22 protein-coding genes are annotated in these 25,313 nt (G+C 43.0%); 13 read left to right on the plus strand and 9 right to left on the minus strand.

The annotated features are described in order from the left end of the window. Positions 1–16: 16 nt before the first annotated feature. From FTU46_RS16700 to FTU46_RS07000, 3 genes are all read right to left on the minus strand, one after another. Positions 17–151, minus strand: a complete 135-nt coding sequence (locus tag FTU46_RS16700; RefSeq protein WP_257224610.1) for a hypothetical protein — start codon at positions 149–151, stop codon at positions 17–19. Next, a complete protein-coding gene (locus tag FTU46_RS06995) occupies positions 144–1,358 on the minus strand; it encodes an MFS transporter (protein ID WP_180104627.1) in 1,215 nt (404 codons plus the stop codon). Before FTU46_RS06995 ends, FTU46_RS16700 begins: the two co-directional genes overlap by 8 nt. A 182-nt stretch (positions 1,359–1,540) precedes the next feature. Next, entirely contained in the window at positions 1,541–2,635 is a 1,095-nt protein-coding gene (locus tag FTU46_RS07000) for an OmpW family protein (RefSeq protein WP_034702885.1), read from the minus strand. Between the two features lie 445 nt (positions 2,636–3,080). Between FTU46_RS07000 and FTU46_RS07005 the strand changes: the two genes are divergently transcribed. Next, entirely contained in the window at positions 3,081–3,260 is a 180-nt protein-coding gene (locus FTU46_RS07005; RefSeq protein ID WP_004782731.1) for a hypothetical protein, read from the plus strand. A gap of 56 nt (positions 3,261–3,316) precedes the next feature. Here the strand turns inward: FTU46_RS07005 and FTU46_RS07010 are convergent, their stop codons facing one another. After that, entirely contained in the window at positions 3,317–4,105 is a 789-nt protein-coding gene (locus FTU46_RS07010) for a hypothetical protein (RefSeq protein WP_034580895.1), read from the minus strand. Positions 4,106–4,444: 339 nt separating this feature from the next. Here FTU46_RS07010 and uvrB point away from each other — a divergent pair, with 339 nt between their 5' ends. The 6 genes from uvrB to FTU46_RS16705 all read left to right on the plus strand — a co-directional run bounded on the left by uvrB (position 4,445) and on the right by FTU46_RS16705 (position 11,262). Further along, positions 4,445–6,466, plus strand: a complete 2,022-nt coding sequence (uvrB, locus tag FTU46_RS07015) for an excinuclease ABC subunit UvrB (protein WP_034170047.1) — start codon at positions 4,445–4,447, stop codon at positions 6,464–6,466. 142 nt (positions 6,467–6,608) lie between these two features. After that, entirely contained in the window at positions 6,609–7,208 is a 600-nt protein-coding gene (locus FTU46_RS07020) for a lipocalin family protein (RefSeq protein WP_180015125.1), read from the plus strand. Positions 7,209–7,376: 168 nt separating this feature from the next. Beyond that, a complete protein-coding gene (rarD, locus tag FTU46_RS07025) occupies positions 7,377–8,309 on the plus strand; it encodes an EamA family transporter RarD (RefSeq protein ID WP_180104628.1) in 933 nt (310 codons plus the stop codon). Between the two features lie 246 nt (positions 8,310–8,555). Beyond that, positions 8,556–10,013 (plus strand): glyceraldehyde-3-phosphate dehydrogenase, encoded by a 1,458-nt coding sequence (locus FTU46_RS07030; RefSeq protein WP_180104629.1) that lies wholly within the window; start codon positions 8,556–8,558, stop codon positions 10,011–10,013. 212 nt (positions 10,014–10,225) lie between these two features. After that, a complete protein-coding gene (locus FTU46_RS07035) occupies positions 10,226–10,600 on the plus strand; it encodes a helix-turn-helix domain-containing protein (protein ID WP_159123113.1) in 375 nt (124 codons plus the stop codon). A 29-nt stretch (positions 10,601–10,629) separates the two neighbouring features. Continuing rightward, positions 10,630–11,262 carry a hypothetical protein gene (locus FTU46_RS16705; RefSeq protein WP_257218977.1) on the plus strand — a complete coding sequence of 211 codons (633 nt, stop codon included), beginning with the start codon at positions 10,630–10,632 and terminating at the stop codon, positions 11,260–11,262. Between the two features lie 50 nt (positions 11,263–11,312). On the opposite strand, the gene FTU46_RS07045 is transcribed toward FTU46_RS16705, so the two are convergent. Then, on the minus strand, positions 11,313–12,449 hold the full coding sequence (locus tag FTU46_RS07045; protein ID WP_180104630.1) for an MFS transporter: 1,137 nt from the start codon (positions 12,447–12,449) through the stop codon (positions 11,313–11,315). A 327-nt stretch (positions 12,450–12,776) separates the two neighbouring features. Between FTU46_RS07045 and cgtA the strand changes: the two genes are divergently transcribed. Beyond that, the gene (gene cgtA, locus FTU46_RS07050) at positions 12,777–13,982 is read left to right on the plus strand and encodes an Obg family GTPase CgtA (protein ID WP_004782712.1); all 1,206 of its coding nucleotides are present in this window, start codon (positions 12,777–12,779) and stop codon (positions 13,980–13,982) included. 27 nt (positions 13,983–14,009) lie between these two features. Further along, positions 14,010–15,143, plus strand: coding sequence for a glutamate 5-kinase (proB, locus tag FTU46_RS07055; protein ID WP_180104631.1), 1,134 nt, complete (start codon positions 14,010–14,012; stop codon positions 15,141–15,143). A gap of 56 nt (positions 15,144–15,199) precedes the next feature. Here proB and FTU46_RS07060 read toward each other — a convergent pair whose 3' ends face one another. Continuing rightward, entirely contained in the window at positions 15,200–15,796 is a 597-nt protein-coding gene (locus FTU46_RS07060; protein ID WP_180104632.1) for a phosphatase PAP2 family protein, read from the minus strand. 167 nt (positions 15,797–15,963) lie between these two features. Continuing rightward, positions 15,964–16,668, minus strand: coding sequence for an SIMPL domain-containing protein (locus FTU46_RS07065; protein ID WP_004646521.1), 705 nt, complete (start codon positions 16,666–16,668; stop codon positions 15,964–15,966). Between the two features lie 475 nt (positions 16,669–17,143). Between FTU46_RS07065 and FTU46_RS07070 the strand changes: the two genes are divergently transcribed. Beyond that, entirely contained in the window at positions 17,144–18,517 is a 1,374-nt protein-coding gene (locus FTU46_RS07070) for a diaminobutyrate--2-oxoglutarate transaminase (protein WP_180104633.1), read from the plus strand. A 3-nt stretch (positions 18,518–18,520) separates the two neighbouring features. Further along, entirely contained in the window at positions 18,521–20,053 is a 1,533-nt protein-coding gene (locus FTU46_RS07075; RefSeq protein ID WP_034703653.1) for an aspartate aminotransferase family protein, read from the plus strand. A gap of 86 nt (positions 20,054–20,139) precedes the next feature. Here the strand turns inward: FTU46_RS07075 and FTU46_RS07080 are convergent, their stop codons facing one another. Continuing rightward, a complete protein-coding gene (locus FTU46_RS07080) occupies positions 20,140–21,192 on the minus strand; it encodes an aromatic ring-hydroxylating dioxygenase subunit alpha (protein ID WP_180104634.1) in 1,053 nt (350 codons plus the stop codon). Positions 21,193–21,495: 303 nt separating this feature from the next. Between FTU46_RS07080 and FTU46_RS07085 the strand changes: the two genes are divergently transcribed. Beyond that, a complete protein-coding gene (locus FTU46_RS07085; protein ID WP_180104635.1) occupies positions 21,496–22,926 on the plus strand; it encodes an aldehyde dehydrogenase family protein in 1,431 nt (476 codons plus the stop codon). A 54-nt stretch (positions 22,927–22,980) separates the two neighbouring features. On the opposite strand, the gene FTU46_RS07090 is transcribed toward FTU46_RS07085, so the two are convergent. Beyond that, a complete protein-coding gene (locus tag FTU46_RS07090) occupies positions 22,981–23,454 on the minus strand; it encodes an Lrp/AsnC family transcriptional regulator (protein ID WP_180053220.1) in 474 nt (157 codons plus the stop codon). Positions 23,455–23,593: 139 nt separating this feature from the next. Here FTU46_RS07090 and FTU46_RS07095 point away from each other — a divergent pair, with 139 nt between their 5' ends. Then, positions 23,594–25,309, plus strand: a complete 1,716-nt coding sequence (locus FTU46_RS07095; RefSeq protein WP_180104636.1) for an alpha-keto acid decarboxylase family protein — start codon at positions 23,594–23,596, stop codon at positions 25,307–25,309. The last annotated feature ends 4 nt before the right edge of the window (positions 25,310–25,313 follow it).

Raw genomic sequence — 25,313 nt, forward strand, 5'->3', positions numbered from 1 at the left:
GTCAAATATTTGACAATCAGTGTGCGCAAAAAGCCTGATTAAAGTACTCAAACAGCTCCGGAGTCTGGCTCCAGAGCAATAGAGAAATAGCGAGGAGAAGTACCATCGCTACCGCAATGGAAAGCTTGAGCAGAATGGTCGAATCAGTCATGTACGATTTGCTCCTCATTCACCCATAAGTGCACCAGTACGCCAAAAATACTTAAGGCAATCGACAACATCCATACCGCATTATAGTTACCACTCATGTCATGGTTTACACCACCGAGCCAACCGCCAAAGAATGAACCGACCTGATGGGTAAAGAATACAATCCCGCTGAGCATGGTCAGATATTTCACGCCAAACATATTGGCAACAATACCGTTGGTCAGTGGTACGGTGGAAAGCCATAATAATCCCATGATGACACCAAATGCATAGACCGTCCAGGTGCTTAAAGGCAGCATCAAAAAGGCGATAATCGCAATCCCGCGCAGACCGTATAAGCCCATTAGCAGACGTGGTTTGGAATACTTTCCACCGAGCCAGCCAGCCGTATAGGTACCGACAACATTAAACAGGCCCACCAGCGCCAGGAAAATGGTGCCAGTTGTAGCATTGAATCCATGATCAATCAGATAACCCGGCAGGTGAATCCCGATAAAGACCACCTGAAAGCCACAGACAAAAAAGCCCATCGCCAGAAACCAGAATGGCTTATGGTTTTTGACTACTACTAAAATCTCTTTAAAGCTGAGTGATACCTTATTCGGTGTAGATACGGCATTTGGATCGACATACATCGGGGCTTTTAGCATCCAGGCCAAAGGTACAATCAAAGCGATTAAAATTGCGCTGACGACAAGTGCTGCTGACCAGCCGACATTCTGTAAAAGTAACAGCGTTGAGGGCAGCATAATAAACTGGCCGAAGGAGCCTGCTGCACTGGCGATCCCCATTGCCAGACTGCGTTTTTCAGGTGGTGCAGCTCGTCCAACCGCAGATAATAAAACCGGGAAAGAGGTGGCAGACAAGGCCAGACCTAAAATCAGTCCGACGCTGAGATTCAATAATAATCCGGTTGAACTGACAGCCATCAATAACAGGCCAAGCGCATATAAAGCACCGCCAATGGCAACGACAATCTTACTGCCATATTTATCAGCGAAGGCACCAGTAATGGGCTGAACAGCACCCCAGATCAGGTTTTGCATGGCAATGGCTAAACTAAAGACATTATGACCCCAGCCAAATTCTTCACTCATTGGCACCAGATACAGGCCAAATGCATGACGAATCCCCAAAGATAAAGCCAGAATAATGGCAGCGCCAATCAGCATAAAAATCAGGGTTCTGGAAAATTGACTGTCAGCCATAAGTCATTCATGCATATAAAGTTGATAGGTATAGTATTCGATTCAACCTAGAGAGGCGATAAAATAAAAATTAATCAAACGATAAATTTTTTTTATAGCTGCATAGAACGTCAGAAAACAGAACAACGGCCGTAGCCGTTGTCCTGAAGTATTCAGTTTTTTTTAATGAAAGAATTAATTGATTAGAAACGCATCCCGAATCCGGCATAGGCCAGAATTGGATTGACTTCAATATCGGCTTTGGAGCGAATCAGTTCACCTAGATTTGCATCTGTTACCGTAATCGTGGTGTCATTTTTCAGATGAGCATAAGATACAGAACCTACCGCGAACCAGGTATCATTAAAGTCATAAGTGAAGCCGACAGTCGCGACAGGAGCAAAAGCATCAGACGCTTCCAGATCAACTTTTGGATTAGCACTACTTTCTATCCCATCTAGAGAAGCGCCAGCTTTGCCTTCCTTAATGTTGGCAATCATATGACCGGCTTTAATCAGGTCTTGTTCAGTACTTGAATTGATTTCCAGTTCATTGAAATAGGCATACATGAGTCCAAGCCCGACATAAGGACGGAATTTATTGACACCTGTTTTGCCAAAATGGTACTGAAATTCAAAAGCCGGGGTCCAGGCACGTGCAGATGCTGCCGGTCCATATGCTTCCAGATCCGTAATCGGGATGTCATTTTTTAAGTCAATACTCGGTAAATCAATGCCACCCGGTATTTGAGGAATTAAATCAATACTTGGCGTTGCCATTGCAGAGAATGGTGCATAAATCTTGCCTTTACCTTGCAAGTCGACTTTGGGAGGAATGCCGGCTTTTATTTCCAGTGAGACATTGTCGGTAAAGAAATAGTTGGTCATGATCCCGAGTGTAGTGACATCATCAGCTTCCAGACCTGTTCCAGCATTATTCCAGCTTTCCAAGCCATAAATCTCTGCACTGCCACTTAAATTGCCAGATAAAGTTTTTCCGCCTAAGCCATCGATGAGGTTAATGAAGCCGGTTGAAAGATTCGACTCCATAGCAGGATCAAGATTGCCTTTGACTGCAGCGATCGAGATGTCACCAACTTTAGCCGTTTCACCATCTTGAACTGCTGTATTTACCGCAAATGGTTGTGCTTTTCCTTGTGGCATGACATGCAGTGCACCGACTGAAACGGAAAATCGTTTAAAGCCATCGCCATCCTGTAGGCTGAAATATGGGGATTCTGCATGTGCAAGCAGGGGTAATGTGGCTAGACCTGCCATGCATACCATGATTGTCTTCATTGTTCAGAGGACTCCTTGTCCGTGCTAGTTATTTGTTTTTCTATTGAACAATTTAGTTAAATCTCACCAATTTACACAGTTACAGAACGAGTAGTGAAAAGTTAACAGAAAGTAAAAAATGCCAAAGTTTGTATAAATTGTATTAATAAAATATATATTTATGTAAAAATTATTATGAATAGTGAAGATAAATAGGATATTAATTTTTATAAAATTTTCAGTTTTATCGAAGTAATAGAATAATAAGTGGGTAACATTTTTCTCATTAATCTAAGTTTTAAATAATGATTTAAGCTTTCTATCCTGGACGTGATTTGTACAAGAAATCAGGAAATTTTCTGCTTTAAACTCACTAGAAAAAGCTTGAATAAATTTAGCTAACCGATGGTACACAGCAGATAGAGTTTTTTTGTACAATAGCCGCATAAATTATTGAGTATTGCGCATGAGCTCCCAAAATTCTCCCAAGAAAAAGCCATTGGTTAATTTACCGTTTCCATTAAAACAGGCAGAACAATCTGCTTCAGATGAGGTTCTGGAAGATCTACGACCTAAACCGCAGCGTTATGCCGACCGGACTTGGATGCCACCTCGTGGTACACGCCGTTCAATGGGCAAACGTTAACAAATAAAAAAGCCATGAAGTTCATGGCTTTTTTATGAGTAAAATTTGAGATCTTCTTAGCGAACTGTTTTACGCGCCTTATTTTCAGGTTTTGGCGGGGCAATCTCACGATCGCCTTTCCAGACATCAATAAAGTCTTTTTCATTGATATTATAAAGTTCCAGAAGTGCCAAAATCACAGCACCAAACAGCATGGAACCTTCAGAATTATTCTGGAAATCAAAAATCTTGCCATTCAGGTTATGCAGAATATCTTCAATCTCAAATACACGATCACGGCCATTGCTGTCGACCGGATAAATCTGAGTGTTAAGCAGAATCTTGGCCAGACTCTTTTCATTGTCGGTCAGTGCCAGAACATCAATCAGCTCATCTGTTGCCGGAGTAAAAATCACCGAATCCCGAAAGATGGTATGCAGGAATTGCGACGTAATTTTCGGAAGCGCTTTTTCTACAAAAGGCCGGAAAGATTGCGGAAAAATGACATTGTGAGAAATGCCTTTGAACATTGGAGCGATCTCTTCGACTTTATAACCAGCAATGCCACAACCGACCGAAGTAATAAAATATTTAATTTTAGGATGGTTCTTGGTGTAAATCTTGAAGTCATCAATATAGTGCTGGATTTGTGAGAGAGGCATCTGTTGCAAATGCTCATTCATAGTCGGAATGGCATAACTTTGACCTGCCCAGCCACGACCAACCCCCATGACCGCCCCAAAATGCTCATAAGCTGTTCTGGCTGCTCCTCCGGCATGTTGTCCAGCCAAGTTGCTTCCGAAAACAAATACCGTATTTTCTGGCAGAGATTTAACAATACTTTCATCGTGATAATGGTAAGTCATGGCTTTTTTATTCGATGTCCTGATTAGCTTCATGTTGCCTTTGAACGCTATAAGGGTCAAGACGAAATTAATCTTTATTACATCATCAGATAAGGCAGAACTTTGTCCAGAAATTTTAGCTGAATAGCGAATAAGCTAGAATGAAGTAATGATCCGGCTCGAAATTTATGCTGATTCAATTTTGATAGAAAAGTTTAGATCTAAAACGACTTTAAGCTACGAAAGCATAATATTTCACTCGATTTATTTTACTAAACAGAAACCTGGATAGGGATTGAGTAATTCAGTTTTACCCCCATAATAAATTGAGTCGATATCCGCAGTGAAATGATTAAAGCTATGAGTGATAAACAACCCTTTGAACTGGTGACCAATTATCAACCTGCTGGCGATCAGCCACAGGCCATTGAAAAGCTGGTCAAGGGTATAGAAAAAGGCTATCACGATCAGCTTTTGCTGGGGGTTACCGGTTCAGGTAAAACCTATACTATGGCCAATGTCATCGCCCGTACCCAGCGTCCGACTATTGTCATGGCCCATAACAAAACGCTGGCTGCACAGCTCTACGGCGAATTTAAAGCATTTTTCCCGAATAATGCGGTTGAATATTTTGTCAGTTATTATGACTACTATCAGCCAGAAGCCTATGTACCATCTTCAGATACCTTTATCGAGAAAGATGCGGCAATTAATGACCACATTGACCAGATGCGTCTTTCGGCCACCCGTGCACTTTTAGAACGTCGCGACGCAATTATTGTCGCTTCAGTGTCTGCGATTTACGGTCTGGGTGATCCGAATGCCTATATGAGCATGTTGCTGCATGTGGTCGAAGGCGACCGTATTGGACGTGATGATATTATTCGCCGTCTGGTTGAAATGCAGTATTCGCGTAATGAACTGGAATTCCTGCGCGGTACCTATCGTATTCGTGGTGAGATCATTGATATTTTCCCAGCCGAATCGGATCAGGATGCCATCCGGATTGAGCTGTTTGATGATGAAGTCGACTCCATTCGCTGGTTTGATCCTTTAACCGGGAAAATGATCCGTAAAGTGCCGCGTGTCACGATCTATCCTAAAAGTCACTATGTAACACCGAAAGACAATTTGGCTCGCGCGATTGAAACCATTCGAGATGAATTAAAAGAACGTCTGGTCTTTTTCCGTGAAAATGACAAGTTGCTGGAAGCTCAGCGGATCGAGCAGCGTACCCGTTATGATCTGGAAATGATGCAGCAGCTCGGTTATACCAACGGTATCGAAAACTATTCACGTCATTTATCGGGTCGTCCGGCAGGCGAAGCACCGCCGACGCTTTTTGATTATGTACCCGATGATGCCTTGCTGATTATCGATGAATCGCACGTGACTGTTCCACAAATTGGAGCCATGTACAAAGGTGACCGTTCCCGTAAAGAAAATCTGGTGAATTACGGTTTCCGCTTGCCAAGTGCGCTGGATAACCGTCCAATGAAATTTGAGGAATGGGAACGTATTGTACCGACGACCGTGTACGTCAGTGCCACACCTGCACGATATGAACTGGAAAAATCTGAACAGGTAGTCGAGCAGGTGGTTCGTCCAACCGGTCTGATTGATCCGGAAATTGAAATCCGTCCAGTCCTGACTCAGGTCGATGATGTACTGTCTGAAATCAATATCCGTAAGGAAATGAATGAACGTGTGCTGGTGACGACCTTGACCAAGCGTATGGCAGAAGACCTGACGTCCTATTTAAAAGAATACGGAATCAAGGTTGCCTATTTGCACTCCGATATTGATACTGTTGAGCGTGTGAAAATTATTCATGAGCTGCGTACCGGTGTGCACGATGTTCTGGTCGGCATTAACCTGCTGCGTGAAGGTCTAGATATGCCAGAAGTTTCACTGGTTGCGATTTTGGATGCGGATAAAGAAGGTTTCCTGCGTTCAGAGCGTTCACTGATCCAGACCATTGGTCGTGCAGCGCGTAACTTGAAAGGTAAAGCGATTTTGTATGCGGATCGCATTACCGATTCTATGCAAAAAGCGATTGATGAGACTGAACGCCGTCGTGCCAAACAGATCCAGTTTAATGAAGAGCATGGCATTACACCACGTAGTGCAGTACGTCAGGTGATTAAGGAAATTGATACAGGCGAAGTGCTGGATGATGAAACTATTGAGCTGAAAGCTTCCGATCAGGCCCGTGCGATCAGTGCAGATGAACGCCATATCATGGCCGATCCAAAGATGTTCGCGAAGCATATCAATAAACTAGAAAAAGAAATGCTCAAGGCTTCAAAAGAGCTGCAGTTTGAGCAGGCTGCACGTATACGGGATGAAATTTTACGTTTAAAAGCGCAGATGTTAAGTTAGGTCTGTGTGTAAATTACAGATTTAAATTACGTAAAATCAATCACAAACCTAACATAATGCTACAAAGTATGTCTGCGGATGCCGCTATTGTAAGTACGAAATATTCATGTTGAAAATTTTGTCCTGATCAAATAGGTATCGTATGACAACTAAAAATAATCTCCCTCATGCGGGATTGAAACTTGCAAAAATTGCAGTGGGTGGTGCAGTTCTACTCGGACTCGGGGCTGCAACCATGGCTTATGCCAAGAACGATTCTTTACCCACTGTAGAGAAAGTTGAATTGGACCGTTATCTGGGCACTTGGTATGAAGTGGCTCGTAAACCACTTTCGTTCCAGAATAAGTGCGATCGTGACGTTACGGCGACATATACATTAAATGAAAATGGTAACGTTAATGTAGATAACCGCTGTATCCAGAAAAATGGTCAGGTGACTCAATCCGTAGGTGAGGCATACATTCAGAATGCTCCTTATAACACCAAGCTCAAAGTAAGTTTCTTGCCAGAGTTTATTCGCTGGTTACCAGTGGGCCGTGGCGATTATTGGGTATTGAAACTGGATGATAATTATCAAACTGTACTGGTCGGCGAGCCTAAACGTAAATATATGTGGGTATTGTCACGTGATCCTCAACTGGATCAGAATGTGGTGAATGAATACCTGCAATATGCGCAATCTGTGGGTTACGATTTGAGTGATGTGATTCATACTAAACAGACCCAACAGGCAAGAAAATAAAAAGCCACTCGGGTTATGTATAAAAACCATGCTTCGGCATGGTTTTTTTAATCCTTCTCTTTTTTGAATCATGTATTTTGCCTTGTTATCACCTTTGGTCAGATGAATCTTCAAGCTTTATTTTAGACTAATCGTTATAATGCGCTGGAGTGATTTTAGGTTTGAAGCATGTATAAAGGCATTGCATTATCGGTATTGGCATCAGTGGTATTTGGTGTTCTTTATATATTCACGCCATTTTTGCAGCCTTTAGACAGTGAACAGACCTTTGCCTGGCGGATGCTGGCGACCATTCCATTTTTGACTGCGTTCATGTGGTGGTCAGGTGACCTCAGCCATATCACTCAAATTTTAAAACGCATTCTCAAACAACCTGCTTTTCTGATCTGGTTGATCATCAGTTCCTTGTTATGTACCACACAGCTGTGGCTCTTTTTATGGGGACCAATTAATGGCCGCGGTTTACAGGTATCCCTGGGATATTTTCTGTTGCCTTTAGTCATGGTGCTGGTCGGATGTGTGCTCTATAAAGAGAAGTTGTCGCGCTGGCAGATGGCAGCAGTCGCACTGGCCATATTAGGTGTGGGACATGAAATCTGGCGAATCGGTTCGATCGCCTGGGAAACGGTCTATGTGGCTTTGGCTTATCCACTGTATTTCTTCCTGCGCCGTCGCTTTGGTACGGATCACTTGGGTGGATTCTGGTGGGACTTGTGTCTGATTCTGCCAGTGGCTTTCTATCTGGGCTTTGTACATAGCGATTCTCTCAAGCTTATGGTCAGTTTCCCTCATCTCATCTTGGCAGTGTTGGGTTTGGGCTTCTTAAGTGCTTTAGGCTTAGGTAGTTATATTCTGGCAACCCGTTATCTGCCTTTCGTAATTTTTGGTCTGCTGAGCTATCTGGAGCCAGTACTTTTGGCTTTTGCGTCTATGGCATTAGGGGAGCGGGTTGAAGCCGGTGAATGGCTGACCTATCTTCCGATCTGGCTGGCCGTCGTATTGTTGGTAATTGAAGGTATACTACACATTATTGAACAACGAAAAAGACGCCTGACACTAGCACAAAATTTAGAGCGTTATCAGAAACGTTTAGATTCTTGAATGATAAATTTGGCTGAATAAACAACATTTAACAAAAATCTGGTTTTTACAGGGAATAGATGATTTTTCAAATTTTAAATGCAAAATCATCTGACTAATTACAATTATTTTCAAAATTTATAGTGAATATATCGGATTTTCGGCCAGAGTTAATCAGCTTTTGATTCAAACTTGCGGCCAATTCCATTACAATTATCGGGTTTTGAAATTTATGCTTAGATTTACAATTAATTAGAGGACGTATCTGTGAGCAAAGACACTATCGTTGCCCTCCATGCAGAGCACCAAGGTCGTTGGAAAAACCGTGAAGAACTTGCGGAACGTATGATTGCCCTAGTAGGTCAGTTATATCGTGAAAAAAATATCGTAGCTACAGTTTACGGTCGCTCTTTAATTAACCGTTCTGTAATCCAGATCCTTAAAGCGCATCGTCGTACTCGCGTATTAGACGTTGAGCTTTCTGTTGTAGACACTTTCCCAATCCTTGAAGCATTGGCAAAAGTGGAAAACATCGGTACTGCTGAAATTGATCTAGGCAAACTTGCTGTTGAATTCAAAGCAAAAGGTGGTGATGTTAACGCATTCGTTGCTGACGCTGTGAAATCACTTGAAGGCAATGCAACTTCTGTAGAAGGTAAAGACGTGGTGCTTTACGGTTTCGGTCGTATCGGTCGTATCCTGGCCCGTTTGATGATCAGCCAGTCAGGTCTAGGCCGCGGCTTGAACCTGAAAGCAATCGTAGTTCGTAAATCATCTGATGGTGACCTTGAAAAACGTGCGTCTTTATTACGTCGTGACTCAATTCATGGTCCATTCGCTGGTACGATTTCTGTAGATGAAGAAAACGAAGCAATCATTGCAAACGGTCAGTTCATCAAAGTGATCTATGCATCTAATCCATCTGAAGTGGATTACACTGCATACGGTATCGAAAATGCATTAGTGATCGATAACACTGGTAAATGGCGTGATGCTGAAGGTCTTGCTCAACATCTGAAATGCCCAGGCGCTGCTCGCGTAATTCTGACTGCACCTGGTAAAGGTGACATGAAGAACGTTGTATTTGGTGTGAACCAGGCTGACATCCTTGATGAAGATCAAATCATCTCTGCTGCAAGCTGTACAACCAATGCGATCACTCCAACACTGAAAGTGTTAAACGACAAATACACAGTGATCAATGGTCACGTTGAAACAGTTCACTCGTTCACAAACGACCAGAACCTGATCGACAACTACCATAAAGCTGATCGTCGTGGCCGTGCTGCAACATTGAACATGGTTATTACTGAGACTGGTGCTGCTAAAGCGGTTGCGAAAGCACTTCCTGCACTGAAAGGCAAGTTGACTGGTAACTCTGTACGTGTTCCTACGCCAAACGTATCTCTTGCAATTCTGAACCTGACTTTAGACAAAGAAATTGATCGTGATGAAGTAAATGAATACATTCGCCAAATCTCAATCAATTCTAACCTTCAAGGTCAAATCGGTTATACAAACTCGACTGAAGTTGTATCTTCTGACTTTATCGGTTCTCGTACTGCAGGTGTATTCGACGCTCAAGCGACCATCACTTCAGGCAACCGTTTAACTTGCTACGTTTGGTATGATAACGAAGTAGGTTATAGCTGCCAGGTACTTCGCATTGCTGAACAAATGGGCGGCGTAAGCTATCCAAAAGTTCCTGCTGAAACAAATGCATAATTTGTAGAAGTCATCTAAAAAAAGAGCCTCTTTTGAGGCTCTTTTTTATTGTGGAAAATAAAGTTGGCCAATCAGCTTAATAAAATCATATACATTAATTGATGGAAAATTCACCTTGATACGCTCATATGAATCTGTTAGCTTACAAATGGTAAGTACATTAAAAATAGTAAGTAATAACTAAAAACCGTGATCAAGAAAGGAACTCTTCAATGACCAAGTATGCAATCAGTCCATTGTTGGGACAGGTGCTATCTAATGAATGCCCATCCCGTGAAATACTGGAACATCTCACCAATAAATGGTCAGTGCTGGTATTGCGCTGTTTAAGTGAGGGTGTACATCGCTTTAGTGAGCTGAAACAGCGAATTGAAGGGGTCAGTGAAAAAATGCTGGCGCAAACCTTAAAAATGCTGGAGCAAGATGGTTTTATTTTAAGAACGGTATATCCGGTTGTACCCCCTAAAGTGGAATATCAATTGACCATTACCGGTTCGCAAGCGGCAGAAAAAATAAATTATTTGATTGGCTGGGTAGAGCGGAGTTTGCCAGAGATTTTGGAAAATAAAGAGCGTGTTGCTAAATAAAAATTAAATTGCTTTTGGGGAAGCAATAGATGAAAAAATCAGAAAATTTGATTGCGACAGTGTTAGCAGTCTACGCAATTATCTTAACCTTATGCATCGCTATTTATGCAATTTTTAAAAGTTTAGAAGTTGATATTACTTTAGCGACAAATCTTTTGCTTTGGTCGGCGGGGATATTTGCTCCAATAGCGGTCTTAATGACTTACACGAATTGGCGAGAGCAAAAAGGCAGTGAATTAATTGCTGCTCAGTCTAAAGATTTAATAATTTATTTAAAGGAATATAAAGCTCAAACTAATAAGCTTCTGGCGCTTGTACTTAATAACTATTTAAATGAATTAGATAATGAAATGATAAAAAAATTTTTAGGTCCTAAAATCGAGCCATGTGAAATCAGAAGGATATGGGGTTCTTTAAGTCCCCTAAGGCAAAATATAAATGATGCTTTGAGTTTTATAAATTTTAATCAAGATAATAAAAAATTAGGAAAACTGATCGACGAATATCGTGAGCTTGCTAGCAAAATTGACTCGCATATATATGGAATAAATAATGAGGAAATCTATCATCAGTTTTTTAGGATAGCATTTTCTGAAAAACTTGATGAATTGATTGAGGAGATGTACGAATATGCGTTATATCGAAAAACATTAAATTTTTAATTAGTAATGAGAAAAGGAATAAACCATTCGATTTATTCCTCATAAAACACTTAATTTTTAACCATCTTATTAAAATCCCACCGATCAATCAGTAAAATTCCAATCGAAAAAACCAAAGCTAGAATCACACAACCCATCCAACCAAAATGCTGCCAGGCATATACTGCACCGAGTGAACCTATAGCTGCACCAGTAAAGTAAATCGTCATATACACCGCATTAATTCGCGAACGGGATTTAAGATCAATCCGATAGACCAAATTTTGATTGAGCACGTGAAATGCTGTTAAACCAAAATATGCCATGAGTACGCCAATCGCATAAATCACGATATTTTGCTGGGCAAAAAATAGAGGGATAGTTGAGAAAAACATCAAAGCAATACAGAGTTTTGCTACAAAGTTTTCTCTACCTTGTCCCACAATTTTACCCGACCAACTTGATGAATAAATCCCGATCACACCAAGCAAGCCAAACAGACCAATTTCAAAATCAGTAAAGTAATATGGCGCACTGCCTAAGACAAAAGTCATAGAGGTAAAAATCATCGACAAAATACCAAAACCCAAAGCACCAGCACAGGCACGACGAATCAGATGTGGATTATTTTGAGCAATGATAAACAACGAGCGGTAAATTCCTATCATTGTTAAACCTGCTTGCGGCGTCGTGTTCGGAAGTTTTTTCCACATGATCATCGCAAAACCTAAAGTGATGATACCACTGGTGAAATACACAGCATTCCAAGACCAATAGGTCGATACAAAGCCTGCAAATGTTCGCGATAAAATGATGCCCATGACCAAGCCGCTCATGAGTTTACCTACAGTGGCTGCGCTGGATTCGGGTGGGCTAATACTCGATGCAAAAGGAATTAGGACTTGTGCCGAAATTGCGCCAAACGTCGCACAAAGGGTAAATAGATACAGCGTGCTTAAGTTGCTACTTAACGATAATAAAATCTGAGAAAGAGCAGCAAAGACCATTAAGCTAACAATGAGTTTGCGCTTATTTAAAAAGTCACCTAGTGGGACCAAGAGCATTAAACCTAAAACATAGCCAATTTGTGCAATCACTACAGTCAAACCAGCTTCACTGGTGCTAATGCCTAAACCTTTTTCAATCGAATAGATAAGCGGTTGATTAAAATATGCTGATCCTGCGCATAGACCACAAGCAAGTGCCATCAATAAAACAAATTATGATGACAATGGACTGATAGTATTCCTTTCCTTAGGATTTGACATAACAAAAACTCTGATTGCAAGAATTGCACTATATGAAGATGTTACGACAAGCAGAAATAACAAAAAACAACCAACTTAGCGTTGCGAGCTATATGTACATCAGACGATCAATTCAAGCTGGATTGTACTTTTAAAATTTTGATACAAGCTCAAAAAAAATCTGCTTGAAATGCATGATCTTCATGGAATAGTGAATAAATATAGTCGAGAAATGCTTTAAAATATGGCAGAATAGGCGGTTTTTAAAGTTTTTAGAGGATTGGCATTATGCGCTTTGTTGATGAAGCAGTCATTACCGTAGAGGCTGGCGACGGTGGCAATGGCGTAGCCAGTTTTCGCCGTGAAAAGTTCGTACCATTTGGTGGTCCAGATGGTGGTGATGGTGGTCGTGGCGGCAGCATTTATATTCAGGCTGACGACGACACGAGTACCCTTGTAGATTATCGTTATACCCGTAAATTTCGCGCTGAACGTGGTAAAAACGGTGCTGGCGCAAACTGTGCTGGTCGTGGTGGCGAATCAGTTATTTTAAAAGTTCCTGTGGGAACAACAATCGTCGATTCAGAATCTGGCGATATTATTGGCGATCTGGTTGAAGATGGCCAGAAAGTATTAGTGGCACATGGTGGCCAAGGTGGTTTGGGTAATACGCACTTCAAATCATCAACCAACCGTTCTCCGCGTAAATGTACACATGGTACTAAAGGCGAATTCCGTGAAATCCGCCTTGAGCTGAAAGTACTGGCTGATGTGGGCTTGCTTGGCATGCCAAACGCAGGTAAATCAACCTTTATCCGTGCAGTCTCTGCAGCAAAACCAAAAGTGGCAGATTATCCGTTTACGACCATGGTACCTAATCTGGGTGTAGTGGATGCGGATCGTCACCGTTCATTTGTAATGGCGGATATTCCAGGTCTGATCGAAGGTGCGGCAGAAGGTGCAGGTCTCGGGATTCGCTTCCTGAAACATTTGGCACGTACCCGTATTCTGCTTCACATTGTCGATGTTCAACCGATTGACGGTTCAGATCCAGCTTACAATGCCAAAGCGATTTTGAATGAGTTGCAAAAATTCTCCCCAACACTTTCAAAATTACCGGTGGTATTGGTTCTGAATAAGGTCGATCAGCTTGCTGTAGATACTCGCGATGAATGGTGTAATCACATTCTTGAAGAATTGCAGTGGGAAGGTCCTGTCTTTAAAACTTCAGGCTTAACGGCTGAAGGAACTAAGGATGTGGTGTATTACCTGATGGATCAAATCGAGCAGCAACGCGAACGCGAAGTTGAAGATCCTGAATACGCAGCAGAGATGAAAGAATTCCGTGATCAGCTTGAAGCTGAAACACGTGAACAAACGATTGCTGCGAAAGAAGCTTATCGTGAAATGCGTCGCGCTCAACGTCTGGGCGGCGATGACTTTGATGATGAAGATGATGACGACAGCGACGTAGAAGTATATTACGTACGTTAATCTTTTAAAGATAAGTCTGAGGACAAGATGATAGAAGTGGTAGATGGGCAACGTCAGCTCAAGGATTGTAAACGAATCGTTGTTAAAATCGGATCATCTTTACTCACAGCAAACGGGCAAGGTTTAGATTTAGATGCTATCTCGCATTGGGCGGGACAAATCGCGGATCTACACAATGCCGGACACGAGATTATTCTCGTTTCTTCCGGAGCTGTGGCTGAAGGTATGGTTCGAATGAAACTTGAGAATCGACCCACCGATCTACCCAGTCTTCAGGCTTGTGCTGCCATTGGTCAGATGGGTTTAATCCAGACCTGGTCAAGTGTGCTGGAAAAACACAGCATTCAAACTGCTCAGGTGTTATTGACTCATGATGACCTGGCAGACCGTCGTCGCTATCTCAACTCTTGTGATGCTTTGCAGCACCTGATTGATTGGCATGTGATTCCGGTCATTAATGAAAATGACACGGTTTCTACTGACGAAATTCGTTTCGGTGATAACGATACCTTAGCTGCGATGGTCGCAGGTCAAGTTCATGCAGATCTGCTGATTATCCTGACTGATCAGGAAGGCATGTTTGACTCGGATCCACGTTCTAATCCGGATGCCAAACTGTTTCATACCGTGCGTGCCATGGATGAAAGCCTGTTTGATATGGCAGGCGGCGGCGGAAAATTTGGTCGTGGCGGTATGCTGACCAAAGTCCGTGCTGCACGTCTGGCTGCAAAATCTGGTTGTCCAACGCTGATCGCTAGTGGTGATAGCGACAATGTTTTATCGCGCCTGATGGCAGGTGAAATGTTGGGTACGTTATTTATCACTGATGATGATCGCATGACTGCACATCAGCAATGGTTGGCAGCGCATCTGCAAACCGCAGGTCGTTTGGTAATTGATGATGGTGCGGTTAAAGCCATTAAAGAGAATCACCGTAGCCTGTTGCCGGTCGGTGTCAAAGCGGTAGAAGGACATTTTGACCGTGGTGATGTGGTTGAATGTGTTGACCGACAAGGTCACCGCATTGCTGTAGGACGTGTCAACTTCAGTTCACGTTCAGCGGAAATCGTGAAAGGTCTGGCCTCAGATAAAGTGCATCAGGTCTTGGGTGAAGCGCGTTCTTTAGAGATGATTCACCGTAATCATATGGCGATTTACTAAATCTTCGGTCTATAAAAAAATCCCGCTTTCGAGCGGGATTTTTTATGTCTGGAAATTTACTTCACCCAGCCCATCCGAATAAAAGGCTTAAACAGGAATTGATGAATGCTGAAAATAAAGCTCATGATTTTATTCTCATATTTCCACCAGAGCGGTAAGCCAGCAAGATTGACTGCCAAAGCAATCACGAATGCTCCCATCATATCAATCGGAAAATGTACACCCACATAAACCCGCGACCAAGCGACAAGCCAAGCAGTCCAGAGTAGGATTCGACCCAAATCACGTTGTGCTGAGAAATAATAGGCAAAGGCAATCCCGCTAAAAATACTCATGTGATTGCTTGGGAATGAACCTGTAGGTGCGTGCTCAATCAGGGTTTGACCAACCTCCATGACAAAAGGGCGGGGTGTGTTTAGAACGGCAGATAATACCTCGCTAATCGACAAGGTGATTGCTGTGAAGATCGCAGCTTTAATAATCCCTGTTTTGATTTCACGACTGCCACGCAGCCAGGTAATAGCAAAAATCAGCAGAAATAAATACACCAGATCATGCGCTATCAGACTGGCATAGTTAATCATCCAGATCGAGGCTTGGTCAGGTACATTGAGAAGATGAAACAGATACAGGTTTAGTTGATCGAGTGACATGAGGAGAGAGAGGGCTGACACAAATGTCCGTTACTCTAAACCGATCAAAGCTCAATTCATATCTGAGTTTGTATGAATTTGTAGCATTGATTTTTCACAGAATATTCAAGTGATAAAAAACCACCCAAAAGGGTGGTTTTTAAACATCTAAATAATTTTATTAAGACTTATTTAAACTGAATCGCCCCATTCGCGCTGACGGTCATTTGCGATTCGCCTGCCGCAACTTCCTGCTCAGGAACCGCCATATCAGCCGATGCAGATTTCATCATGGCCATACGCGGTACTGGCTGTGGTGAATAATTGTTAGTATTCAGGTTTAAGTTCACCAGTTGATAACTCGGTTTGTTCCAGGTCTGGGTGAGTGCCTGTGCGCGTTGCTGGAAGTTTTTGGTGGCTTCAATCATCAGTTCGCTTTCAACTTTTTTACGCTTTTCGTCAGATACCTTGAAATTAATCGACTGGGTCTGGAAGTGCTGTTGTAATTCAGCAATTAATTGAGATGTCGCTTTAAAATCTTTTGATTCTAGACGAATCTGGGCACGACCACGCCATTCTTTCAATTTACGGTTGTCATTGTCATAAATAGGGTAAGTACTTTGTGCCCCAGTCTCGATTTTCACAGTTGGATATTTGCGTGCTGTGGCAATTGCTTGATTCATCAGCTGGTTAATTTGAGTGGCTAGTTCAGCCGGCTGTTTGTTGGATTTTTCAATATAAAGCACAGCATGCATTTCATCATTTGAGATTTCACGGCTAGCCTCTGCTGAAAGATTAACAACATTATAATTCAGAGATTCAGCAGGAGCTGCAAATGCGCCTGTGGCGAGGGTGCTGGCAAGGATCAAACTGGTAAGTGCTAAGAGACGCATGAAATTGTCCTGTTTTTCTTAAAATTGGCCATCTAAGCCGTTGTTAAAATATTAAATCTCAATTGTGATCTTTTTACGAAATATTTGTGGTAAGAGTGTTAAGTTTTCGATTATTTTTTCTGTAGTTTTAAAGTTTAATTATTTTAAAAATTATATATTTATTAATGCATTATTAAAATAATTGCAAACTTTTCTGAAAGGCTACAAAAAAGTATAAAAGAAGCTGCTTTTCTTTCCTTTGTCACACGTTAAGATGATAATTTAGAGCTTAGACAGGCATGATATTTTTTTTCGATAAATTTTCAGGTAAATTGAGTTGAAAGTTATTTATTTTCCTGAAAAATTCGGTATCATCCGCCTCCTAAGTTAGTTAACTAAGATTATGGCTAACTAAAATCTTATAAAGCACCGAGTCAAAGGACCAAACGTCACCAGACTTATTTCTTTCAACCCATATCAGAGATGGTAATTCGATATGAGCGTTACTTCTGTAAACCCTGCCACCAATTCCACAAACGAATACTACTTGACTCGCCAAAGTCAGATGGAATCGAATGTGCGTAGTTATCCACGTAAATTACCGTTAGCGATAGCGAAAGCACAAGGTTGCTGGGTTACCGATGTTGAAGGTACTGAGTACCTTGATTGTTTAGCTGGGGCAGGGACATTGGCTTTGGGCCATAATCATCCTGCGGTGATTCAAAGTATCCAGGATACGCTTGCAAGCGGTCTCCCACTGCATACCCTGGATCTAACCACTCCTTTAAAAGATGCTTTCACTGAAGCTCTTCTTTCCTACCTTCCAGGTGGTAAAGAAGAATATTGCTTACAGTTCTGTGGCCCATCTGGTGCAGATGCGACTGAAGCAGCGATTAAACTTGCCAAAACCTTTACTGGCCGTAGTTCAGTGATCAGCTTCTCTGGTGGCTATCACGGTATGACTCACGGTTCTTTGGCAATGACAGGTAACCTGTCTGCGAAGAACTCGGTGAATGGTTTAATGCCAGGCGTTCAATTCATGCCATATCCGCATGAATACCGTTGCCCATTGGGTCTAGGCGGTGAAGCGGGCGTTGATGCTTTGACTTATTATTTCGAAAACTTCATTGAAGATGTCGAAAGCGGTGTAACCAAGCCAGCAGCTGTGATTCTTGAAGCGATTCAAGGTGAAGGTGGGGTGGTAACAGCACCTGTAAAATGGTTGCAGAAAATCCGTGAAGTGACTGAAAAACACAACATTGTGTTGATTCTTGACGAAGTTCAAGCAGGCTTTGCGCGTTCAGGCAAAATGTTCGCATTCGAACATGCTGGTATCGAACCTGATGTGGTTGTAATGTCTAAAGCCGTTGGCGGTAGCTTGCCACTTGCAGTACTGGGTATTAAACGTAAATTTGACGCATGGCAACCAGCTGGCCACACCGGTACTTTCCGTGGTAACCAGCTGGCAATGGGTACAGGTCTTGCGACTCTACAAACCATTAAAGAACAAAATCTTGCGCAAAATGCACAAGAACGTGGTGATTTCCTGCAAGCTGAACTGAAAAAACTGGCTGCTGAATTCCCATGTATCGGTAACGTACGTGGTCGCGGTCTGATGATTGGTGTTGAAATCGTCGACGAGCGTAAACCAGCAGATCATATGGGTTCTTTTCCTGCTGATGGCCAATTGGCTGCAGCAATTCAAACCGCTTGTTTCAACAACAAACTGTTGCTGGAAAAAGGTGGTCGTAACGGTACAGTAATCCGTTTACTTTGCCCATTGATCATTACTCAAGCTGAGTGTGAAGAAGTTCTGGTTCGCTTCAAGAAAGCGGTTGCTGAAGCTCTAATCGCAGTTCGAGGCGCATAATTCATGGTAGATTTTGCAGAACACCGTAAAGCGTTACTCTGCAATGATGCTGCATCTATCGCTGACTATGAGTCGGCGATGGATCAGGCGACCAAAGCGGTTGCAGCATGGTTGCAAAACGACAAGATGTATACCGGCGGTAGCATCAAGGAATTGCGTAGCGCAATTGCGTTCAATCCTTCTAAAGAAGGCTTGGGCGTAGAGAAATCTTTAGAGCGTATGGTTGAGCTATTCCTCAACAAGAGCTTGAAAGTACATCACCCGCATTCGCTTGCGCATTTGCATTGCCCGACGATGGTAACCAGCCAGATCGCGGAAGTGTTAATTAACGCCACTAACCAGTCCATGGACTCTTGGGATCAAAGCCCAGCAGGTTCTTTGATGGAAGTGCAACTGATTGACTGGTTACGCCAAAAAGTCGGCTATGGCTCAGGTCAGGCAGGTGTGTTCACTTCTGGTGGTACACAATCCAACCTGATGGGCGTATTGCTGGCGCGTGATGCCTGCATCGCGAAAAACTGGAAAGATGAAAACGGTAATCCGTGGTCGGTTCAGCGTGATGGTATCCCAGCGGATGCAATGCGTAACGTCAAAGTCATCTGTTCTGAAAATGCGCATTTCTCTGTGCAAAAGAACATGGCGATGATGGGCATGGGCTTCCAGTCCGTTGTGACTGTTCCTGTGAACGAAAATGCGCAGATGGATGTTGATGCTCTGGAAAAAACCATGGCACATCTTCAGTCTGAAGGCAAGATCGTGGCATGTGTGGTGGCAACTGCTGGTACAACTGATGCTGGTGCAATTGATCCCCTCAAACAGATTCGTGAAATCACCAATAAGTATGGCGCGTGGATGCACATCGACGCAGCATGGGGTGGTGCACTGATTCTGTCTAATGACTATCGTTCTATGCTGGATGGCATCGAGCTGTCTGATTCTGTGACACTGGATTTCCATAAGCATTACTTCCAGACCATTTCATGCGGTGCATTCTTGCTGAAAGATGAAGCGAACTATCGTTTCATGCACTACGAAGCAGAATATCTGAACTCTGCTTATGACGAAGAGCACGGTGTACCTAACCTGGTGTCGAAGTCGCTACAAACCACTCGTCGTTTCGACGCGTTGAAATTGTGGATGACTGTAGAAGCGTTGGGTGAAGAGCTTTATGGTTCGATGATCGACCATGGCGTGAAATTGACTCGTGAAGTTGCAGATTACATCAAGGCAACTGATGGTCTGGAACTTCTGGTTGAGCCACAATTTGCATCGGTATTGTTCCGTGTGGTTCCAGCAGGCTATCCAGCTGAGTTTGTCGATGCCTTGAATCAGAACGTCGCAGACGAACTGTTTGCACGTGGTGAAGCGAACATTGGTGTCACTAAAGTCGGTCAGGTTCAATCTCTGAAAATGACGACTTTAAGCCCGGTTGCAACCCTTGAAAACGTGAAGAACCTGTTGGCACTCGTGCTTGCAGAAGCGGACCGTATCAAAGATTCAATTGCTGATGGTACTTATACACCGCCAATCGCATAAGCGGTTGCAGGTGAAAAAAGGAGATCTAGATGATCTCCTTTTTTATTGGGTTTTGATCCATATATAGATCATCAGCTTCAAGGTGATTAAGCTGCAAATAAAGGATTAAAGCCTTTTTTCCTTAACAGTTTACGGTACATACTGGAGCTGCGATCTGCCGGGAAATGTGCTTCCAGAGATAAGTCTAGCGGTAAAAACTCAGGCTTCTGGTTTTCGACAATCAGGCGATCTTCTTCAAAAATCTTCAGATTAAAATCGTAGGCTTCTTCGACAGGTAAGTCTTTATCATAATTACGACAGATGGGAGCAAACAGTCGGGTCTGACGGGCGGTCATCGGTGAGGCAGCATTCATAATCACCTGTTTGGCATCATTAGGGAAATGGATGGTCAGGGTCGCGGTAAAGGGCAGACTAATTTCAAAATGTCGTAGCCATTTAAAATCTTCCTGACCGCGCTGATCTAACCCAATCGGATAACGGCCGACACTGCTGATATAGTCGGCATTAAAACCATATTCAGTTTCCGTTGTGGTGTAATCCGGGACTTCGACATCATTCGGATCACCAAAGGTATCCGGATGTACCCAGGCAAAATGGGCGACATCAATAAAGCCTTCTAGCTGTCTGCCAGCAAAACATTTGATGTCGACTTGTGGGCAAACCAGTTGCTGATAATCTGCATCATTCCAATAAGGCATCATTGGAATATTCGGTTCAGCGTCTTTGTCAGCTGTCAGTGAACACCAGATCAGACCATAACGTTCAACCGCGGCATAGGTCCGTAAATGAAACCGATCTGAAATTTTATGCTGTGGATGGGCAGGGATACGGTTGCATTTACCTTGTGTACCAAAACGCAAGCCATGATAAGGACAGACCACGCCTTGACCATCATTTTTTCCCAGACTTAAAGGCACACCACGATGCGGACAGGCATCCTTGGCCACGATCAGTTCATCCTGCATCTTGTAAATGACCAGAGGCATATCTAGCAATATTGTCCCTAACGGCTGTTTGGAAATATCACGGGCTAAGGCCACTGGATACCAATATTGAGCCAGGAGATGCCAGTCATGTTCTTCAAATGTCATGTGAACCGGTAAATCGGGATTGAAAACTGGAATGGTTGTGCTATTCATGACGCTATCACTGTGATTCTTTATTTCCAATATAGGCCAATGTGATGTTCTACGAAATTTCAAAGATCAGGACATCCTGTTGCATAAATTCGAACAGGAGGTAAGGAAGAATGAGCTATAGGCAAGAAATTAAAGGAAGTGATATTTGAAGCGCTTAAAAAGCATTCCGAAAGATGATTCTTCTATTTTCCATGCACAAAATGTGCATTCAGGACTTTATGCCTAATGTGATATGCAAGCTCCATTCAGACAAAATCAGCTAATGTCAGGGAACAACAAAAATATCTGATTCAGGATGAAGAGATGACTAATTTGCATGTATCCCAACCCGTTGGCTGTATTATTCAAGGAAAAATGGTACAAGGCGCTGCCGAAAGTTTTGTAGTGATCAATCCTGCTGATGAGCAGGTATTGGCCCTATGTTCCTCTCCCTCGGAAGCACAAATTGAAGATACCATCCGTAGTGCCGAGCAGGCATTTCAACACTGGAAAAATACGGATGATGCAACGCGACAGGCAATCCTGCATCGTATTGCAGATCGTATTGAAGAACATCGGGAAGAGTTGGCTCGTCTAGTGGTGCAGGAGCAGGGCAAACCCTATGCACTGGCTGAATTTGAAGTCGGTGGGGCCATTGCCTGGACCCGCTATCAGGCAGAACTCAAGATTGAAACTGAAATCTTACAGGATGATGCCAACAAGCGGATCGAACTTCATCATCGGCCTTTAGGGGTCGTGGCATCGGTTACCCCATGGAACTGGCCTTTAATGATTGCTGTCTGGCATATCATGCCGGCAATTCGCGCTGGCAACGTGGTGATCAATAAACCTTCAGAATTTACCCCATTGTCGACACTTCGACTCGGTGAGCTGATTCAGCAAGAGGTTGCACCTGGAGTGGTCTCTATACTTACAGGAGGCGGTGAGGTCGGTGCCAATCTGACCAGTCACCCTGCAATTGCCAAAGTGGTATTTACCGGTTCAACTGCGACTGGGCAAAGAATCATGCAAAATGCAGCCGCGACTTTCAAACATCTGACACTGGAACTTGGTGGCAATGATGCAGGCATTGTTTTGCCAGATACCGATATCCAGGCAATGGCAACCCGAATCTTTAATGGAGCTTTTATCAACATGGGCCAGACCTGTGCAGCGTTGAAACGGCTGTATGTGCATGACAGCCAATATGATTCACTGGCACAGGAATTAGTAAAAGTCGCACAGCAACAATCTCTGGGAGATGGTTTAGCCGAGACGACTACTTTTGGCCCAGTGCAAAACATCAAGCAATACCAAAAAGTTCAGGCCATGATTCAGGAAGCTCAGGATGAAGGGGCAATAGTCATGACATCTGGTCAGAATCTACCGGATACAGGCTATTTTATTGCACCAACAATTGTGACCAATGTAAGCCCAGATAGCCGTCTGGTGCAGGAAGAGCAGTTTGGTCCGGTGTTACCTTTGATTCGTTATCACGATATTGAAGAAGTACTGACTGAAGCCAACAATACGGATTTTGGCTTAGGTGGTTCGATCTGGTCATCCAATCTGGAGCAGGCGCAGCAGTTTGCTCAACGACTGAGTTGTGGTACGGCGTGGATCAATACGCATGGTGAGATTTTCCCGCATGTACCTTTTGGTGGATGGAAGCATTCGGGCATCGGTGCCCAGTTCGGACTGAGTGGGCTGCTCGAAAATACGATTCAGCAGGTTGTTCATATTAATAAAACTTAAATCAAAAAAAAGCTCAAGTTAAACTTGAGCTTTTTTCTTTTACTTTAAGATATATCAACGTAATAAAGGGCGGGCAGCCTGAAAATCAAAATGTAATTGCTTGAATTTATTTAAGACAATATAAGATTTGATATGACCAATAAAATTACAGCTCAGCAATTTTTCAGTCACAAAATTTGCCAGCATTTCCAGATTTTTAGCACCTACTTTTAACATGAAATCTGCATCACCACTTAAAGAAAAAGCTTCCTGAATAGCTTCTTCTTCTTCAATCAATTGTTGAAAAGCGATCTTCGCTGCTGCGTCATGTGTTTTGAGATTGACCTGTACCATAGCCAAAACTGCAACTCCCAAAGCTTCAGGATGAATGCAGGCGCTATAACCTAAAATAATTCCTTTTTGCTCTAGCAGCTGACGCCGTCTAGAACATTGAGAGGCTGACAAACCGATTAAATCTCCGATTTCCTGATTCGTCAGGCGCCCATTTTTTTGCAAAGCCTGGATGATTTTCCAGTCAAATTTATCCATTGCATCCATTGCATTGAATCCTTATCCGATACACGTTTTATGTGTTTTTGAATCATTGTGACTTGCATTATGCACGAAATCAGAAAATGAAATGCAATATTCTGTAATTGAAGCATAATAAGTGATAGGGAAAATAATAATGTTTATGGAAATTGGTCAGTACCTTAATCAGCGCCTGCAAGAGCTAGGAATTCAGCATATTTTTGGTGTGCCAGGCGACTTTAATCTCTCCTATTTAGAACAGATCGAAATTGATCCGAAACTGGAATTTATTGGTAACTGTAATGAGCTAAATGCAGCTTATGCAGCGGATGGTTATGCCCGTCTGCATGGTGTCGGCGCTTTACTGACCACTTATGGGGTTGGTGATTTGAGCGCGATTAACGGCATTGCAGGTGCATATGCCGAGCAGGTTGCCATGGTGCATATTTCCGGTATCCCGCCTTTGCATGCCGTAGAGCAGGGTGCTTTGTTACACCATACCCTGATTGATGGCGATTATGACAATATCATGAACTGCATGCGCGAATTTACCGTGGCACAGACACGTTTGACTCCAGCCAATGCAGTGAGTGAAATTGACCGGGTATTAAAGCAATGTATATTGATGCGTCGACCGGTTCATATCCAGCTTCCATCGGATATTACCCATCTTCAGATTAAAGTACCTAAGCAGCCTCTGGATCTGAGCCGTCCACAGAGTGATCCAAAACTTCTGCAAGAAACTGCGGCACGGATAGCCAAACGCATCAAACAGGCACGTCAGCCAGTCCTGCTCATTGACAATGAAGCAGAAATTTTCCAGCTTACCGATATGCTGCAAAATTGGGCTGAGCGCATGCAGATTCCCTATACCTGTCTGTCTACTGCCAAAAATATCATGAATGAAAGTCACCCCTTATATGCGGGCGTTTATGCAGGTGCAGCAAGCGCAGCATCGACTTGTCAGCTGGTGGAACAGTCGGATTGCCTGATCGCTATTGGGCCACGTTTTACCGATGTTGCCACCGCATTTTTCTCACATCGTGTATCCGTACAAAATATGTTGTATCTGGCGGATTCCTGTCTTTGTCTGGATGGGCAGATGATCAGTGGACTGGATTTAGCTCAGTTGATCCAAGCTATCTCAAAACAGACTTTAGATGATCAACCACGTACTTTTAATCCTGCACCAAAACCATCGTTACAAACTCAACAGATCGAAGAAAATACTGCGCTGAGCCAAACTGCACTCTGGCAGCAGATTTCTGAATTCTTACAGGAAGATGATGTGATTGTGGCAGAAGTGGGCACCGCCAATGCGGGGTTGTCTGGATTGACCTTACCTGTGACCGCCAAGTATCTGGTACAACCGATCTGGGGTTCAATCGGCTATACCTTGCCTGCCTTGCTTGGCAGTATGCTTGCTGCACCACAGCGCCGTCATCTGCTGTTTATTGGTGATGGTTCGATTCAGCTGACCATTCAGGAGCTTTCAACCTTATTAAGAGAAGGCTTAAAACCTGTAATTTTTATTTTGAATAATGGCGGCTATACCATTGAACGTTTGATCATGGGTGAAAATGCCAAGTATAACGATATTCAGAACTGGCAATACAGTCAGTTTGCCCAAGTCTTTTCTGCAGATACCCCGCATCAGGCTCATATAGTGAAAACCCCGGCAGAATTAAAGCGTACACTCGCACAAGTTCATCAGGCTGAGGAATTATGTCTGATTGAACTGCAACTTCCACGTATGGATGCTCCACAACGCTTAAAACAGTTTGCTGAAGTCGTGGCACGCTATGACTATGGTGAATATGGTTATAAGCAGCTGGTTGAGCAGAATACACCTCCCTACAAAAAGGCAATCTAGCAAA

The organism is Acinetobacter sp. YH12108, from assembly GCF_013419055.1.
Classification (GTDB): Bacteria; Pseudomonadota; Gammaproteobacteria; order Pseudomonadales; family Moraxellaceae; genus Acinetobacter.